Raw genomic sequence first — 15,818 nt, forward strand, 5'->3', positions numbered from 1 at the left:
CACCAGTGAGTGAGACAACGCACGACGGCACGGTCGCCATGGCCAAGCCCGTGTCGCCCGACGAGGGCCTCACACCGGCCCGGCTCGCCGCCAAGTACGGGCTGTCCGTGAGCGGTGCCAGACCTTCCCTCATGGAGTACGTCCGTCAGCTCTGGGGGCGGCGGCACTTCATCCTCGCCTTCTCCCAGGCGAAGCTGACCGCCCAGTACAGCCAGGCCAAGCTCGGCCAGCTGTGGCAGGTGGCCACCCCGCTGCTGAACGCGTTCGTCTACTTCGCGATCTTCGGCCTGATCCTCAACGCGGGCAAGGGCATGCCCAAGGACGTGTACATCCCGTTCCTGGTGACGGGTGTGTTCGTCTTCACCTTCACCCAGTCCTCCGCGATGGCGGGCGTGCGCGCCATCTCCGGCAACCTCGGACTGGTGCGGGCGCTGCACTTCCCGCGCGCCTCGCTGCCCATCTCCTTCGCGCTCCAGCAGCTCCAGCAGCTGCTGGCCTCGATGATCGTCATGTTCGCGGTGGTCATCGGCTTCGGCAGCTACCCCTCGCTGTCCTGGCTGCTGGTCCTGCCGGCGCTCGTCCTGCAGTTCCTGTTCAACATGGGCCTGGCGCTCATCGTGGCCCGCATGGGGGCCAAGACGCCGGACCTGGCCCAGCTGATGCCGTTCATCATGCGGACCTGGATGTACGCGTCGGGCGTCATGTTCTCCATCCCGATCATGCTGGAGGACAAGCCGACCTGGCTCGCCGACGTGCTCCAGTGGAACCCGGCCGCCGTCTACATGGACCTGATCCGCTTCGCGCTGATCGACGGGTACGGCTCCGAGAACCTGCCGCCGCACGTGTGGGCGGTCGCGCTCGGCTGGGCCGTGGTCCTCGCCGTCGGCGGCTTCGTGTACTTCTGGAAGGCGGAGGAGAGGTACGGCCGTGGCTGAGCAGCAGCAGGACCAGCGGGTGCCGACGGTCATCGCGGACGAACTGCACATCGTCTACCGCGTCAACGGCGCCAGGACCGGCAAGGGCAGCGCCACCGCCGCCCTGAGCCGCATGCTCAAGAGGGGCTCCGACGACGCGGCGCGGGGCGTGCGCAAGGTGCACGCCGTGCGCGGGGTCTCCTTCACCGCGTACCGGGGCGAGGCCATCGGCCTGATCGGCTCGAACGGCTCCGGCAAGTCGACGCTGCTGCGGGCCATCGCCGGCCTGCTGCCCGCCGAGCGCGGCAAGGTCTACACCGACGGCCAGCCCTCCCTGCTGGGTGTGAACGCGGCCCTGATGAACGACCTGACCGGCGAGCGCAACGTCATCCTCGGCGGACTGGCCATGGGCATGAGCCGCGAGCAGATCAAGCAGCGCTACCAGGACATCGTCGACTTCTCCGGCATCAACGAGAAGGGCGACTTCATCACCCTGCCGATGCGCACCTACTCCTCCGGCATGGCGGCCCGGCTGCGGTTCTCCATCGCCGCCGCCAAGGACCACGACGTCCTGATGATCGACGAGGCCCTGGCCACCGGCGACCGCAAGTTCCAGACCCGCTCGGAGGAGCGCATCCGGGAACTGAAGAAGAAGGCCGGCACCATCTTCCTGGTCAGCCACAACAACAAGTCCATCCGCGACACCTGCAACCGGGTCCTGTGGCTGGAGCGCGGCGAGCTGCGCATGGACGGCCCGACCGACGAGGTGCTCAAGGAGTACGAGAAGTTCACGGGCAAGTAGCCCGACACGCCGGGGCCTCGCCGGAACTGTTCCGGCGAGGCCCCGCGTTTGCAAAGGAAACGTCAACTCCTGGCGTTCTCAGGAATCTTGAAGTCAATCGGTGTGTTGTTGTGATGCGCCGTGCACCCCGACGGACGCCCGTGAGTTGTACAACGTAAGCTGTACCGGTCCCGAAACGCGGCACATGGGGCGATAATGCCCGACACCCTCGACCGGGCCTGCCGCGCGGGTGGCGGGGCGGCGTGTCCGAAATAGTGTGCATTGGGTCGGCAGTGTAGAACGGGAGATGTGACGGCAATGGCGACGGAAACTCCCCAGCTCCGCGAAGCGTGCGCCGTCCCCGCCCAGGGCAGCCCGCGATGACGGCCGCCGGCACGGCGCACGCCGTCGACCCGGAGCGCGGCACCCTCGCCAAGGCCGCCGACGAGAACTTCCCCGTCGCCCCCTTCTTCCTGCCCCGCGCCTGGCGCACCGACCTGATGGCCGTGTACGGCTTCGCCCGCCTCGTCGACGACATCGGCGACGGCGACCTCGCCCCGGGCGGAGCGGACGCCCGCCTCCTCGGCGTCCTCGAGGACCGCGCCGACGACCGCCTGCTGATGCTGGACGCCTTCGAGGAGGACCTGCGCAGGGTCTTCGACGGCACCCCCCGCCACCCGCTGCTGCGCCGTCTGGTGCCCACCGTGCGCCGCCGCGCGCTGACCCCCGAGCCCTTCCTCGGCCTGATCGCCGCCAACCGCCAGGACCAGCTGGTCGCACGGTACGAGACCTACGACGACCTCCTCGCCTACTGCGAGCTGTCCGCCAATCCGGTCGGCCGTCTCGTCCTCGCCGTCACCGGCACCTCGACGCCGGAACGTATCCGCCGCTCCGACGAGATCTGCACCGCCCTGCAGATCGTCGAGCACCTCCAGGACGTCGCCGAGGACCTGGGTCGCGACCGCGTCTACCTGCCCGCCGAGGACATGAAACGTTTCCACGTCCAGGAGACGGACCTCGCCGCGCCCACCGCCAACGCGTCCGTGCGCGCCCTGATCGCCTACGAGGCCGGGCGCGCCCGCGACCTGCTGAATGAAGGAGCCCCCCTGGTGGGTAGCGTCCACGGCAGGCTGCGGCTGCTCCTGGCGGGCTTCGTGGCGGGTGGGAGGGCGGCGCTCCGTGCGATCGCCGCGGCGGATCACGACGTACTTCCCGGCCCGCCCAAGTCAGGCAAGGTCCTCTTGCTGCGCGAGGCGGGCGTGGTCCTGCGAGGAGAGGGGTGATCGGGTCCGTGGAGTCGCCAGCGAACATGTCGGCACCGGTGCTCGCCGCCTACAGCTACTGCGAGGCCGTCACCGGTCAGCAGGCACGCAACTTCGCCTACGGCATTCGGCTGCTGCCCACGCCCAAGCGGCGGGCGATGTCCGCGCTGTACGCGTTCTCGCGCCGGGTCGACGACATCGGCGACGGGGTGCTGGCGGACGACGTCAAGGTCGCCCGGCTGGACGAGACCCGGGGCGTGCTCGCCCGGATCCAGGACGGCGCGGTCGACGAGGACGACACCGACCCGGTCGCCGTCGCTCTCGCCCACGCGGCCCGGCAGTTCCCGATCCCGCTCGGCGGCCTCGACGAGCTGATCGACGGCGTCCAGATGGACCTGCGCGGCGAGACCTACGAGACCTGGGACGACCTGAAGGTCTACTGCCGCTGCGTGGCGGGCGCCATCGGACGCCTCTCGCTGGGCGTCTTCGGCACCGAACCGGGGGCGCGCGGCGCCGAGCGCGCGCCCGAGTACGCCGACACGCTCGGTCTCGCGCTCCAGCTCACCAACATCCTGCGCGACGTCCGGGAGGACGCCGAGGGTGGGCGCACCTACCTGCCCGCCGACGACCTCGCCAAGTTCGGCTGCTCGGCCGGATTCAACGGCCCGACCCCACCCGAGGGCTCCGACTTCGCGGGCCTCGTGCACTTCGAAGTGCGTCGGGCCCGCGCCCTTTTCGCCGAGGGCTACCGGCTGCTGCCCATGCTCGACCGGCGCAGCGGCGCCTGCGTGGCCGCCATGGCCGGCATCTACCGCCGCCTCCTGGACCGCATCGAGCGCGACCCCGAGGCCGTGCTGCGGGGCAGGGTCTCCCTGCCGGGACGCGAGAAGGCGTACGTCGCCGTGCGCGGTCTGTCCGGCCTCGACACCCGGCACGTCACCCGGCGGGCCGTCAGGAGGCGCGCCTGATGGACACACCGGGCACACTCGACACCCAGGGCCCGTACGGAACCACCGGCGGACAGTGGCGGGCAACCCTCCGGTGGCGGTCGGCGTCCCTGACTGAGACGGTCTGCCGTACGCCGTTCACACACCACGGCGACCGGACAGGGAAGGGCGCACCATGACGCAGGGCAACGGCACGCGCGAGGGCGGAGCGCCCGCGGACGTCTCGTCCCTCGGCCCCGGCGGGCACGCCGTCGTGGTCGGCGGCGGACTCGCGGGGGTCACCACCGCGCTCGCACTCGCCGACGCCGGTGTGCGCGTCACCCTGCTCGAAGGGCGCCCGCGCCTCGGCGGGCTCGCCTTCTCCTTCCAGCGCGGCGACCTCACCGTCGACAACGGCCAGCACGTGTACCTGCGCTGCTGCACCGCCTACCGGTGGTTCCTCGACCGGATCGGCGGAGCGGCGCTCGCACCGGTGCAGGACCGTCTCGACGTGCCCGTGGTCGACCTGGCGCGGGCCGAGGGCAACCGGCTCGGCAGACTGCGGCGCGACGCGCTGCCCGTCCCCCTGCATCTGGGGCGCAGCCTCGCCGCGTACCCGCACCTCTCCCTCGCCGAACGCGCCTCGGTGGGGCGGGCCGCGCTCGCGCTCAAGGGGCTCGACCTCGCCGATCCGACCCTGGACACCCAGGACTTCGGCAGCTGGCTGACCGCGCACGGTCAGTCGGCGCGCGCCGTCGAGGCCCTGTGGGACCTGGTCGGGGTCGCCACCCTCAACGCGGTCGCGGGCGACGCCTCGCTGGGGCTCGCCGCGATGGTGTTCAAGACCGGTCTGCTGTCCGACCCGGGAGCGGCCGACATCGGGTGGGCCCGCGTCCCGCTGGGCGAACTGCACGACCGGCTGGCCCGCAAGGCGCTCGACTCCGCGGGCGTCCGTACCGAGGTCCGTACACGCGTCACCTCCGTCTCCGTAAACGAGAACGGCGGCTGGAGCGTTCAGGTTCCCGACGAGACGCTCGAAGCGGACGCGGTCGTCCTCGCCGTGCCCCAGCGCGAGGCGTACGACCTGCTGCCGGACGGCGCGCTGGACGCCCCGGAGAATCTTCTGCGGATCGGCACCGCGCCGATCCTCAACATCCACGTGATCTACGACCGCAAGGTGCTCGCCGCACCGTTCGTCACGGCCCTCGGCACCCCGGTGCAGTGGGTCTTCGACCGTACCGAGGCCTCCGGGCTGAAGGAGGGTCAGTACCTGGCGCTGTCCCAGTCGACGGCGCAGAACGAGATCGACGAGCCCGTGGCCGCGCTGCGCGAGCGGTACCTGCCGGAACTGGAGCGGCTGCTGCCCCGCACCCGGGGTGCCGAGGTGAAGGACTTCTTCGTGACCAGGGAGCGCACCGCGACGTTCGCCCCCGCCCCCGGCGTCGGCCGTCTGCGGCCCGGCGCCCGCACCAAGGCACCCGGCCTCTACCTGGCCGGAGCGTGGACCGCCACCGGGTGGCCCGCGACCATGGAGAGTGCGGTTCGCAGCGGTGTCGGAGCGGCGACCGCCGCGCTCGGCACCCCGGGCCGGTCCCGCGGCCGCCTCCCCGACTTCTTCGGGGAGGCGGCGTGAAAGCCGATCCACGCGGGACCGACTCCCGCACTCCCGGCACCGCAACTGGAGGAAAGACTGTGCCCACTGTGCCCCCGGCCCCGAAGGCCGATCGACGGACCACGGTGGACGTGACCGCGCTGCTGGAGCGCGGCCGGACCCTGGCCACGCCGGTACTGCGGGCGGCGGTCGACCGACTGGCCCCTCCCATGGACACCGTCGCCGCCTACCACTTCGGCTGGATCGACGCCCAGGGCAACCCCGCCGACGGTGACGGCGGCAAGGCCGTGCGCCCCGCGCTCGCGGTGCTCTCCGCCGAGGTGACCGGTGCCGCGCCCGAGGTCGGCGTGCCCGGCGCGGTGGCCGTGGAACTGGTGCACAACTTCTCCCTCCTGCACGACGACCTGATGGACGGCGACGAGCAGCGCCGCCACCGCGACACCGTCTGGAAGGTGCACGGCCCCGCCCAGGCCATCCTGGTCGGCGACGCGCTGTTCGCGCTGGCCAACGAGGTGCTGCTCGAACTGGGCACCGTCGAGGCCGGGCGGGCCACCCGCCGCCTGACCAAGGCCAGCCGCTCCCTGATCGACGGCCAGGCCCAGGACATCTCCTACGAGCACCGCGACCGCGTCAGCGTCGAGGAGTGCCTGGAGATGGAGGGCAACAAGACCGGTGCCCTGCTCGCCTCCGCCAGCTCCATCGGCGCGGTGCTCGGCGGCGCCGACGAGCGCACCGCCGACACCCTGGAGAAGTACGGCTACCACCTGGGCCTCGCCTTCCAGGCCGTCGACGACCTGCTGGGCATCTGGGGCGACCCGGACGCAACCGGCAAGCAGACCTGGAGCGACCTGCGCCAGCGCAAGAAGTCGCTGCCGGTGGTCGCCGCCCTCGCCGCCGGGGGGCCCGCCTCCGAGCGGCTCGGCGAGATCCTCGCCGCCGACGCCAAGGCCAGTGACTTCGCGAACTTCTCGGAGGAGGAGTTCGCGGCCCGTGCCGCCCTCATCGAGGAAGCGGGCGGGCGGGAGTGGACCGCCGACGAGGCGCGTCGCCAGCACACCATCGCCATCGAAGCCCTCGACGCCGTCGACATGCCCGACCGGGTGCGGGACCGGTTCACGGCACTCGCGGACTTCGTCGTCGTACGAAAGAGATGATCATTATCGGTCGAATAGCCCTCGCGTAGTCGCCGGCCGGTGTCGTGGAGACACGAGCACCGGCCGACGGCGGACCCAGCAGACGCACCACGCACACTGCACGAAGGGGAAGCCATGACAGCGACGACCGACGGAAGCACCGGGGCCTCCCTGAGGCCCCTGGCAGCCTCGGCCAGCGACACCGACATCACGATCCCCGCCGTGGCGGCCGGGGTACCAGAAGCCGCCGCACGCGCCACCCGGCGCGCCACCGACTTCCTGCTCTCCCAGCAGGACGCCCAGGGTTGGTGGAAGGGCGACCTCGAGACGAACGTCACGATGGACGCCGAGGACCTGCTCCTGCGTCAGTTCCTGGGCATCCAGGACGAGGAGACCACCCGCGCCGCCGCCCTGTTCATCCGCGGCGAGCAGCGCGAGGACGGCACCTGGGCCACCTTCTACGGCGGCCCCGGCGAACTGTCCACCACGATCGAGGCCTACGTCGCCCTCCGCCTGGCCGGCGACTCACCCGACGCGCCCCACATGGCGCGGGCCGCCGAGTGGATCAGGTCCCGCGGCGGCATCGCCTCCGCCCGGGTCTTCACCCGGATCTGGCTCGCCCTGTTCGGCTGGTGGAAGTGGGACGACCTGCCCGAACTCCCGCCGGAGCTGATCTACTTCCCCACCTGGGTCCCGCTCAACATCTACGACTTCGGCTGCTGGGCCCGGCAGACCATCGTGCCGCTCACCATCGTCTCCGCGAAGCGGCCGGTGCGCCCCGCGCCCTTCCCGCTGGACGAACTGCACACCGACCCGGCCCGCCCCAACCCGCCGCGCCCGCTGGCACCGGCGGCGAGCTGGGACGGCGCCTTCCAGCGCATCGACAAGGCCCTGCACGCCTACCGCAAGGTCGCCCCGCGCCGCCTGCGCAAGGCCGCGATGAACAGCGCCGCCCGCTGGATCATCGAGCGGCAGGAGAACGACGGCTGCTGGGGCGGCATCCAGCCCCCGGCCGTCTACTCGGTCATCGCCCTCTACCTCCTCGGCTACGACCTCGAACACCCCGTGATGCGCGCGGGCCTGGAGTCCCTGGACCGCTTCGCCGTGTGGCGCGAGGACGGCGCCCGGATGATCGAGGCGTGCCAGTCCCCGGTGTGGGACACCTGCCTGGCCACCATCGCGCTGGCCGACGCGGGCGTGCCCGAGGACCACCCGCAGCTGGTGAAGGCCTCGGACTGGATGCTGGGCGAGCAGATCGTGCGCCCCGGCGACTGGTCGGTGAAGCGCCCCGGACTCCCGCCCGGCGGCTGGGCGTTCGAGTTCCACAACGACAACTACCCCGACATCGACGACACCGCCGAGGTCGTCCTCGCCCTGCGCCGGGTCAAGCACCACGACCCGGAGCGGGTGGAGAAGGCCATCGGCCGCGGGGTGCGCTGGAACCTCGGCATGCAGTCCAAGAACGGCGCCTGGGGCGCCTTCGACGTCGACAACACCAGCGCCTTCCCCAACCGGCTGCCGTTCTGCGACTTCGGCGAGGTCATCGACCCGCCGTCCGCGGACGTCACCGCGCACGTCGTCGAGATGCTCGCCGTCGAGGGCCTCGCCCACGACCCGCGCACCCGCCGCGGCATCCAGTGGCTCCTGGACGCGCAGGAGGCGGACGGCTCGTGGTTCGGCCGCTGGGGCGTCAACTACGTCTACGGCACCGGATCCGTGATCCCCGCCCTGACCGCCGCCGGGCTGCCCACCTCGCATCCGGCCATCCGCCGCGCGGTGCGCTGGCTGGAGTCCGTCCAGAACGAGGACGGCGGCTGGGGCGAGGACCTGCGCTCCTACCGCTACGTCCGGGAATGGAGCGGCCGGGGCGCCTCGACCGCCTCGCAGACCGGCTGGGCGCTGATGGCCCTGCTGGCGGCGGGGGAGCGGGAGTCCAGGGCCGTGGAACGCGGCATCGAGTGGCTGGCGGCCACCCAGCGGGAGGACGGCTCCTGGGACGAGCCCTACTTCACCGGCACCGGCTTCCCCTGGGACTTCTCCATCAACTACCACCTCTACCGCCAGGTCTTCCCGCTCACCGCGCTCGGCCGCTACGTCCACGGGGAGCCCTTCGCCAAGAAGCCCCGCGGCGCCCAGGCCCCCACCGAGCCCGCCACGGCCGAGGTGAAGGGCAGCTGATGACCCCGCGGACCGGCCCGTCCCCGCTGCTGATCGCCTGCGCGCTCGGCATCGAGCACCTCGCCCTGCGCACCGGCGACCGCAGTGGCGCCGGCGGGCCGGTCACCGTCCTGCGCACCGGCATGGGCCCGAAGGCGGCCGAACGCTCGGTCACCCGGGTCCTCGCCGACCCGGCGCTCGAGTCCGCCGCCGTGCTCGCCACCGGCTTCTGCGCGGGACTGGCCCCCGGCATGCACCCCGGCGACCTGGTCGTCGCCGAGGAGACCCGGGACCCCCGCTCCACCGTCGCCTGCGTCGCTACCGACCGGCTCGTCAAGGAACTCGCGCGAGCCGTCCCCGGGCGCACCGTCCACACCGGGCCGCTGACCGGCTCGGACCACGTCGTCCGCGGCCCCGAACGCGCCGACCTGCTCGCGACCGGCGCGATCGCCGTGGACATGGAGTCCGCGGCCACGCTCCTGAGCGCCGTCCGCACGGGCCCGCGCCCCGTTGCGGCCGTCCGAGTGGTCGTGGACGCTCCAGAACACGAACTCGTCCGGATCGGCACCGTACGCGGTGGAATATCGGCTTTCCGTGTTCTTCGATCCGTTCTTCCCGCATTTTTCGAATGGCACCGTTCTTTGTTGCTCCCCCGGAGGTGAGCCCAGATGGCCATGCCCCTGCGCCAGTCCATCAAGGTCGCTACATACCTGGCCGAACAGAAGATTCGCCGACGGGACAAGTTCCCGCTCATCGTGGAGCTGGAGCCGCTCTTCGCCTGCAACCTGAAGTGCGAGGGGTGCGGGAAGATCCAGCACCCCGCCGGCGTGCTCAAGCAGCGCATGCCCGTCGCGCAGGCCGTGGGGGCGGTGCTCGAGTCGGGTGCGCCGATGGTCTCCATCGCCGGCGGCGAGCCCCTGATGCATCCCCAGATCGACGAGATCGTCCGGCAGTTGGTGGCCAAGCGGAAGTACGTCTTCCTGTGCACCAACGCGCTGCTCATGCGCAAGAAGATGGACAAGTTCACGCCCTCGCCGTACTTCGCCTTCGCGGTGCACATCGACGGACTGCGCGAGCGGCACGACGAGTCCGTGGCCAAGGAGGGCGTGTTCGACGAGGCCGTGGAGGCCATCAAGGAGGCCAAGCGGCGCGGCTTCCGGGTGACCACCAACTCGACCTTCTTCAACACCGACACCCCGCAGACCATCGTCGAGGTGCTCAACTTCCTCAACGACGACCTCAAGGTCGACGAGATGATGATCTCGCCCGCCTACGCCTACGAGAAGGCGCCCGACCAGGAGCACTTCCTGGGCGTGGAGCAGACCCGCGAGCTGTTCAGGAAGGCCTTCTCGGGCGGCAACCGCGCCCGCTGGCGGCTCAACCACTCCCCGCTGTTCCTCGACTTCCTCGAGGGCAAGGTCGACTTCCCGTGCACCGCCTGGGCGATCCCCAACTACTCGCTCTTCGGCTGGCAGCGCCCCTGCTACCTGATGAGCGACGGATACGTCCCGACGTACCGGGAGCTGATCGAGGAGACCGACTGGGACAAGTACGGCCGCGGCAAGGACCCGCGCTGCGACAACTGCATGGCGCACTGCGGCTACGAGCCCACCGCCGTCCTGGCCACCATGGGCTCGCTCAAGGAGTCCCTGCGCGCCATGCGCGAGACCGTCTCCTCGAACCGGGAGTGACGTCATGACCGCCATCCCCTTGGGGCTCCCCGGGGTACCGGTCCGGCCGATCGCCGAGCGGCGCGTGTCGCGGCGGATCCAGGTCGGGCCGGTGGCGGTCGGGGGCGGGGCCCCGGTGTCGGTGCAGTCGATGACGACCACCCGTACGTCCGACATCGGGGCCACGCTCCAGCAGATCGCCGAGCTGACGGCGTCGGGCTGCCAGATCGTCCGCGTGGCCTGCCCCACGCAGGACGACGCCGACGCGCTGCCCGTGATCGCGAAGAAGTCGCAGATCCCGGTGATCGCGGACATTCACTTCCAGCCCAAGTACGTCTTCGCCGCGATCGAGGCGGGCTGCGCGGCGGTCCGGGTGAACCCGGGCAACATCAAGCAGTTCGACGACAAGGTCAAGGAGATCGCCAAGGCGGCGAAGGACCACGGCACGCCGATCCGCATCGGCGTGAACGCGGGCTCGCTGGACCGCCGCCTGCTCCAGAAGTACGGCAGGGCGACCCCCGAGGCGCTCGCCGAGTCCGCCCTCTGGGAAGCCTCGCTCTTCGAGGAGCACGACTTCCGGGACATCAAGATCTCGGTCAAGCACAACGACCCGGTCGTCATGGTCGAGGCGTACCGGCAGCTCGCTGCCCAGTGCGACTACCCGCTGCACCTGGGGGTGACGGAGGCCGGGCCCGCCTTCCAGGGCACGATCAAGTCGGCCGTCGCCTTCGGCGCCCTGCTCTCCCAGGGCATCGGGGACACCATCCGGGTGTCGCTGAGCGCCCCGCCGGTCGAGGAGATCAAGGTCGGCATCCAGATCCTCCAGTCGCTCGGACTCAGGGAACGCCGGCTGGAGATCGTCTCCTGTCCGTCCTGCGGCCGCGCCCAGGTCGACGTGTACAAGCTGGCCGAGGAGGTCACCGCCGGCCTGGAGGGCATGGAGGTGCCGTTGCGCGTCGCCGTCATGGGCTGCGTCGTCAACGGTCCGGGCGAGGCCCGCGAGGCCGACCTCGGCGTCGCCTCCGGCAACGGCAAGGGGCAGATCTTCGTCAAGGGCGAGGTCGTCAAGACCGTCCCCGAGTCGAAGATCGTGGAGACCCTCGTCGAGGAGGCGATGAGGATAGCCGAGCAGATGGAGAAGGACGGCGCGTCGGGGGAGCCGGCCGTCACCGTGAGCTGAAACGCGGACCGAAGGGGGCCCGAGCGTGACGATTCTGGAGAACATCCGGGGACCACGCGACCTGAAGGCGCTGTCCGAGGCGGAACTCGGCGAACTGTCCGACGAGATACGTGACTTCCTGGTGCACGCGGTCGCCCGCACCGGCGGTCACCTCGGACCCAACCTCGGCGTGGTGGAACTCACCGTCGCCCTGCACCGGGTCTTCGAGTCGCCGGACGACCGCATCCTGTGGGACACCGGCCACCAGAGCTACGTGCACAAACTGCTGACCGGACGTCAGGACTTCTCCAAGCTGCGGAGCAAGGGCGGCCTGTCCGGCTATCCCTCGCGCGAGGAGTCCGAGCACGACGTCATCGAGAACAGCCACGCCTCCACCGTCCTCGGCTGGGCCGACGGCCTCGCCAAGGCCCGCCAGGTGCGGGGGGAGCGCAGCCACGTCGTCGCCGTGATCGGGGACGGCGCGCTCACCGGCGGCATGGCCTGGGAGGCGCTGAACAACATCGCGGCGGCCCGGGACCGGCCGCTGATCATCGTCGTCAACGACAACGAACGCTCGTACGCGCCGACCATCGGCGGCCTCGCCAACCACCTGGCGACCCTGCGCACCACCGACGGCTACGAACGGGCCCTGGCCTGGGGCAAGGACGTGCTCCAGCGCACCCCCGTGGTCGGCAACACCGTCTACGAGGCCCTGCACGGCGCCAAGAAGGGCTTCAAGGACGCCTTCGCGCCGCAGGGCCTCTTCGAGGACCTCGGGCTGAAGTACCTCGGCCCGATCGACGGGCACGACATCGGCGCCGTCGAGTCGGCGCTGCGCCGCGCCAAACGCTTCCACGGCCCGGTACTGGTGCACTGCCTCACCGAGAAGGGCCGCGGCTACGAACCCGCCCTGCGCGACGAGGAGGACCACTTCCACACCGTCGGCGTGATGGACCCGCTCACCTGCGAGCCGCTGAGCCCGTCGGGCGGGCCGTCCTGGACCTCGGTGTTCGGCGAGGAGATCGTCCGGATCGGCGAGGAGCGCGAGGACGTGGTGGCGCTCACCGCGGCCATGCTGCACCCGGTCGGCCTGGCGCCGTTCGCCGCGCGCTTCCCCGACCGGGTCTGGGACGTCGGCATCGCCGAGCAGCACGCCGCCGTGTCCGCCGCCGGTCTCGCCACCGGCGGACTGCACCCGGTCGTCGCCGTGTACGCCACTTTCCTCAACCGCGCCTTCGACCAGCTCCTGATGGACGTGGCGCTGCACCGCTGCGGCGTCACCTTCGTCCTGGACCGGGCCGGCGTCACCGGTGTCGACGGGGCCTCGCACAACGGCATGTGGGACATGTCCGTCCTCCAGGTCGTCCCCGGGCTGCGCATCGCCGCGCCGCGCGACGCCGACCAGTTGCGCGCCCAGCTGCGCGAGGCGGTCGCCGTGGACGACGCGCCGACGCTGCTGCGCTTCCCGAAGGAGTCCGTCGGCCCCGCCGTACCCGCCGTCGACCGGATCGGCGGCCTGGACGTCCTGCACGCCGCGGACCGGCCCGAGGTGCTGCTGGTGGCCGTCGGCGTGATGGCGCCCGTCTGCCTCGGGGCCGCCGACCTCCTCGAGGCCCGCGGCATCGCCTGCACCGTCGTCGACCCCCGCTGGGTCAAGCCCGTCGACCCGGCGCTCGCGCCGCTCGCGGCCCGGCACCGCCTGGTGGCCGTCGTCGAGGACAACAGCCGGGCCGCCGGGGTCGGTTCCGCGGTGGCGCTGGCGCTCGGCGACGCCGAGGTCGACGTCCCCGTGCGCCGCTTCGGCATCCCCGAGCAGTTCCTCGCGCACGCCAAGCGCGCCGAGGTGCTCGCGGACATCGGCCTCACCCCGGTCGACGTCGCGGGCCGCATCGCCGCGAGCCTGGCCCTGGCCGAAGGGGCCGGGGACGGAGCGGGGGGACCGGCAGTGGAACAGTCCGGCGACGGACGGATCGTCATGCCAGCGCAAGGAGAGAACTGAATGACCAAGGAGTTCGACCTCGCCGCGCTCTTGGCCGAGCGCGGAGCCGAGCGGTACGAGCTGCACGCCAGGCACCTCAACCACCAGCTGCCCCGCATGCTGCACACCATCGGCTTCGACAAGGTCTACGAGCGGGCCGAGGGCGCGCACTTCTGGGACGCGGACGGCAACGACTACCTGGACATGCTCGCCGGGTTCGCGGTCATGGGCCTGGGCCGCCACCACCCCGTCGTCCGCAAGGCGCTGCACGACGTCCTCGACGCCTCGCTCGCCGACCTGACCCGCTTCGACTGCCCGCCGCTGCCCGGACTGCTGGCCGAGAAGCTGCTCTCCTACAGCCCCCACCTGGGCCGCGTCTTCTTCGGCAACAGCGGCACCGAGGCCGTCGAGACCGCGCTGAAGTTCGCCCGGTACGCGACTGGACGGCAGCGGATCCTGTACTGCACGCACGCCTTCCACGGACTGACCGCCGGTTCGCTCTCCGTCAACGGCGAGGACGGCTTCCGCAAGGGCTTCGCGCCCCTGCTGCCCGACACCGCCGTCCCGCTCGGCGACCTGGACGCCCTGGCGCGCGAACTGAGGAAGGGCGACGTGGCCGCCCTGATCGTGGAACCGGTCCAGGGCAAGGGCGTGCACGAGGCCCCGCCCGGCTACCTGCTCGCCGCGCAGGAGCTGCTGCACCGGCACAAGGCCCTGCTGATCGCCGACGAGGTGCAGACGGGCCTCGGCCGGACCGGCAAGTTCTACGCCTACCAGCACGAGGACGGCGTCGAACCCGACCTGGTCTGCGTCGCCAAGGCGCTGTCCGGCGGATACGTTCCGGTGGGGGCCACCCTCGGCAAGGACTGGATCTTCCAGAAGGTGTACTCCTCGATGGACCGCGTGCAGGTCCACTCGGCGAGCTTCGGGTCCAACGCGCAGGCCATGGCCGCCGGGCTCGCGGTGCTGTCGGTGATGGAGAACGAGGAGATCGTCGCGAACGCCGCCGCGGTGGGGGAGCGGCTGAAGTCCCGGCTGGCGGAGCTGGTGGACCGCTACGAACTGCTCGCCGACGTCCGGGGCCGCGGGCTGATGATCGGCATCGAGTTCGGCCGTCCCCGGTCCCTGAAGCTGCGCAGCCGCTGGACGATGCTGCAGGCCGCGCGGAAGGGACTGTTCGCGCAGATGGTGGTCGTACCGCTGCTTCAGCGGCACCGGATCCTGACCCAGGTGTCCGGCGACCACCTGGAGGTGATCAAGCTGATCCCGCCGCTGATCATCGACACCGACGACGCCGACCGGTTCGTCGACGCCTTCACGGAGGTGATGGAGGACGCGCACAACGGCGGCGGCCTGATGTGGGACTTCGGAAAGACCCTGGTCAAGCAGGCGGTGGCCAACCGCTGAAGTGCCTTTTGCCTCTGGGGTAAGAAACTTGCCTTACGGGCAAGGCTCGGGCTGAATGGAGGCATGAACGCCTCCGAGCGCGGCCCCGTCGAAGGGTCGGTCGCCGTCGTCGCACCCCAGCTGCGTGAGCTGCGGCGGCTGGCCGCCCTCACCCTGGAGAGCGCGGCCCGCGCCGCCGGGCTCTCGCCCGCGCACCTGTCCCGCCTGGAGACCGGGCAGCGCCAGCCCTCGCTGCCGATGCTGCTCTCCCTGGCCCGCGTCTACGGTACGACCGTCGCCGAGCTGCTGGGGGAGACGGCCGCCGACCGGGACGCCGTGGTGCGCGCCGCCGACATGGAACCCACGAGCGCGGGCGGCTGGACGTACTACCGGGCCGGGGCGCCGGGCCGCGGCATGCACGCCCTGCGTGTCCAGGTGCCGTACGGCTCCCAGGGCGACGTCGTGCGCGTGCATCCCGGCGAGGAGTGGCTCCACGTCCTGAGGGGACGGCTGCGGCTGCGCCTCGCGGACACCGAGCACCGGCTCACCGCGGGGGACAGCGCCCACTTCGACTCGACGACCCCGCACCGGATCGCCGCGCAGGACCCCGACGGGGTCGAGCTGCTCTTCGTCCACACCCTGCTGCAGAGCCCCACGGCCGCGCTGTGCCTCGGCCCGGCCCCCGGCCCGAACCCTGGAGAGACGCCATGAGCACCATGCAGGAAAAGTTCCCGCGCGCCCTGTGGGTGCGGCTGCTGGTCTACATCGCCCTGGGACACGTCTTCGGCGGCTTCCTCTACCTGCTGTTCGAGGTGGGCGCCAGGTAGCGCGCCGCGCGAG

General features: G+C 71.4%; 15 protein-coding genes. All 15 read left to right on the forward strand.

Annotated features, from left to right (window positions below):
• The first annotated feature begins 5 nt into the window (after positions 1–5).
• The 15 genes from ACGH52_RS33400 (at position 6) to ACGH52_RS33470 (ending at position 15,805) form a co-directional block, all read left to right on the forward strand.
• On the forward strand, positions 6–935 hold the full coding sequence (locus tag ACGH52_RS33400; protein WP_399944826.1) for an ABC transporter permease: 930 nt from the start codon (positions 6–8) through the stop codon (positions 933–935).
• Positions 928–1,716: an ABC transporter ATP-binding protein gene (locus ACGH52_RS33405; protein ID WP_193777824.1), complete on the forward strand. Its 789-nt coding sequence runs from the start codon at positions 928–930 to the stop codon at positions 1,714–1,716. The genes ACGH52_RS33400 and ACGH52_RS33405 overlap by 8 nt, the downstream gene beginning before the upstream one ends.
• Before the next feature lie 359 nt (positions 1,717–2,075).
• A complete protein-coding gene (gene hpnC / locus ACGH52_RS33410; protein WP_399944829.1) occupies positions 2,076–2,978 on the forward strand; it encodes a squalene synthase HpnC in 903 nt (300 codons plus the stop codon).
• Positions 2,975–3,925, forward strand: coding sequence for a presqualene diphosphate synthase HpnD (gene hpnD, locus ACGH52_RS33415; RefSeq protein WP_171987506.1), 951 nt, complete (start codon positions 2,975–2,977; stop codon positions 3,923–3,925). The genes hpnC and hpnD overlap by 4 nt, the downstream gene beginning before the upstream one ends.
• Entirely contained in the window at positions 3,925–4,083 is a 159-nt protein-coding gene (locus ACGH52_RS33420; RefSeq protein ID WP_076977428.1) for a DUF6380 family protein, read from the forward strand. The genes hpnD and ACGH52_RS33420 overlap by 1 nt, the downstream gene beginning before the upstream one ends.
• Positions 4,080–5,516 carry a hydroxysqualene dehydroxylase HpnE gene (gene hpnE, locus ACGH52_RS33425; RefSeq protein WP_399944833.1) on the forward strand — a complete coding sequence of 479 codons (1,437 nt, stop codon included), beginning with the start codon at positions 4,080–4,082 and terminating at the stop codon, positions 5,514–5,516. Before ACGH52_RS33420 ends, hpnE begins: the two co-directional genes overlap by 4 nt.
• Before the next feature lie 68 nt (positions 5,517–5,584).
• Entirely contained in the window at positions 5,585–6,649 is a 1,065-nt protein-coding gene (locus ACGH52_RS33430) for a polyprenyl synthetase family protein (RefSeq protein WP_059297152.1), read from the forward strand.
• A gap of 114 nt (positions 6,650–6,763) precedes the next feature.
• The gene (gene shc / locus ACGH52_RS33435; protein ID WP_076977430.1) at positions 6,764–8,806 is read left to right on the forward strand and encodes a squalene--hopene cyclase; all 2,043 of its coding nucleotides are present in this window, start codon (positions 6,764–6,766) and stop codon (positions 8,804–8,806) included.
• Positions 8,806–9,447 carry a 1-hydroxy-2-methyl-2-butenyl 4-diphosphate reductase gene (locus tag ACGH52_RS33440; RefSeq protein WP_059297150.1) on the forward strand — a complete coding sequence of 214 codons (642 nt, stop codon included), beginning with the start codon at positions 8,806–8,808 and terminating at the stop codon, positions 9,445–9,447. The genes shc and ACGH52_RS33440 overlap by 1 nt, the downstream gene beginning before the upstream one ends.
• Positions 9,448–9,453: 6 nt before the next feature.
• Complete coding sequence (gene hpnH / locus ACGH52_RS33445) at positions 9,454–10,476, forward strand: adenosyl-hopene transferase HpnH (protein WP_059297149.1); 1,023 nt, start codon at positions 9,454–9,456, stop codon at positions 10,474–10,476.
• Between the two features lie 4 nt (positions 10,477–10,480).
• Positions 10,481–11,635, forward strand: coding sequence for a flavodoxin-dependent (E)-4-hydroxy-3-methylbut-2-enyl-diphosphate synthase (ispG, locus tag ACGH52_RS33450; RefSeq protein ID WP_059297148.1), 1,155 nt, complete (start codon positions 10,481–10,483; stop codon positions 11,633–11,635).
• Positions 11,636–11,660: 25 nt separating this feature from the next.
• Entirely contained in the window at positions 11,661–13,613 is a 1,953-nt protein-coding gene (dxs, locus tag ACGH52_RS33455) for a 1-deoxy-D-xylulose-5-phosphate synthase (protein WP_121703808.1), read from the forward strand.
• Entirely contained in the window at positions 13,614–14,999 is a 1,386-nt protein-coding gene (locus ACGH52_RS33460) for an aspartate aminotransferase family protein (RefSeq protein ID WP_121703807.1), read from the forward strand.
• A 63-nt stretch (positions 15,000–15,062) separates the two neighbouring features.
• Complete coding sequence (locus tag ACGH52_RS33465) at positions 15,063–15,689, forward strand: helix-turn-helix domain-containing protein (protein WP_399944840.1); 627 nt, start codon at positions 15,063–15,065, stop codon at positions 15,687–15,689.
• Positions 15,686–15,805 (forward strand): DUF6126 family protein, encoded by a 120-nt coding sequence (locus tag ACGH52_RS33470; protein ID WP_059297144.1) that lies wholly within the window; start codon positions 15,686–15,688, stop codon positions 15,803–15,805. The genes ACGH52_RS33465 and ACGH52_RS33470 overlap by 4 nt, the downstream gene beginning before the upstream one ends.
• Positions 15,806–15,818 lie beyond the last annotated feature (13 nt).

Source organism: Streptomyces sp. BBFR25 (assembly GCF_044590125.1).
Taxonomy (GTDB): Bacteria; Actinomycetota; Actinomycetes; order Streptomycetales; family Streptomycetaceae; genus Streptomyces; species Streptomyces canus_D.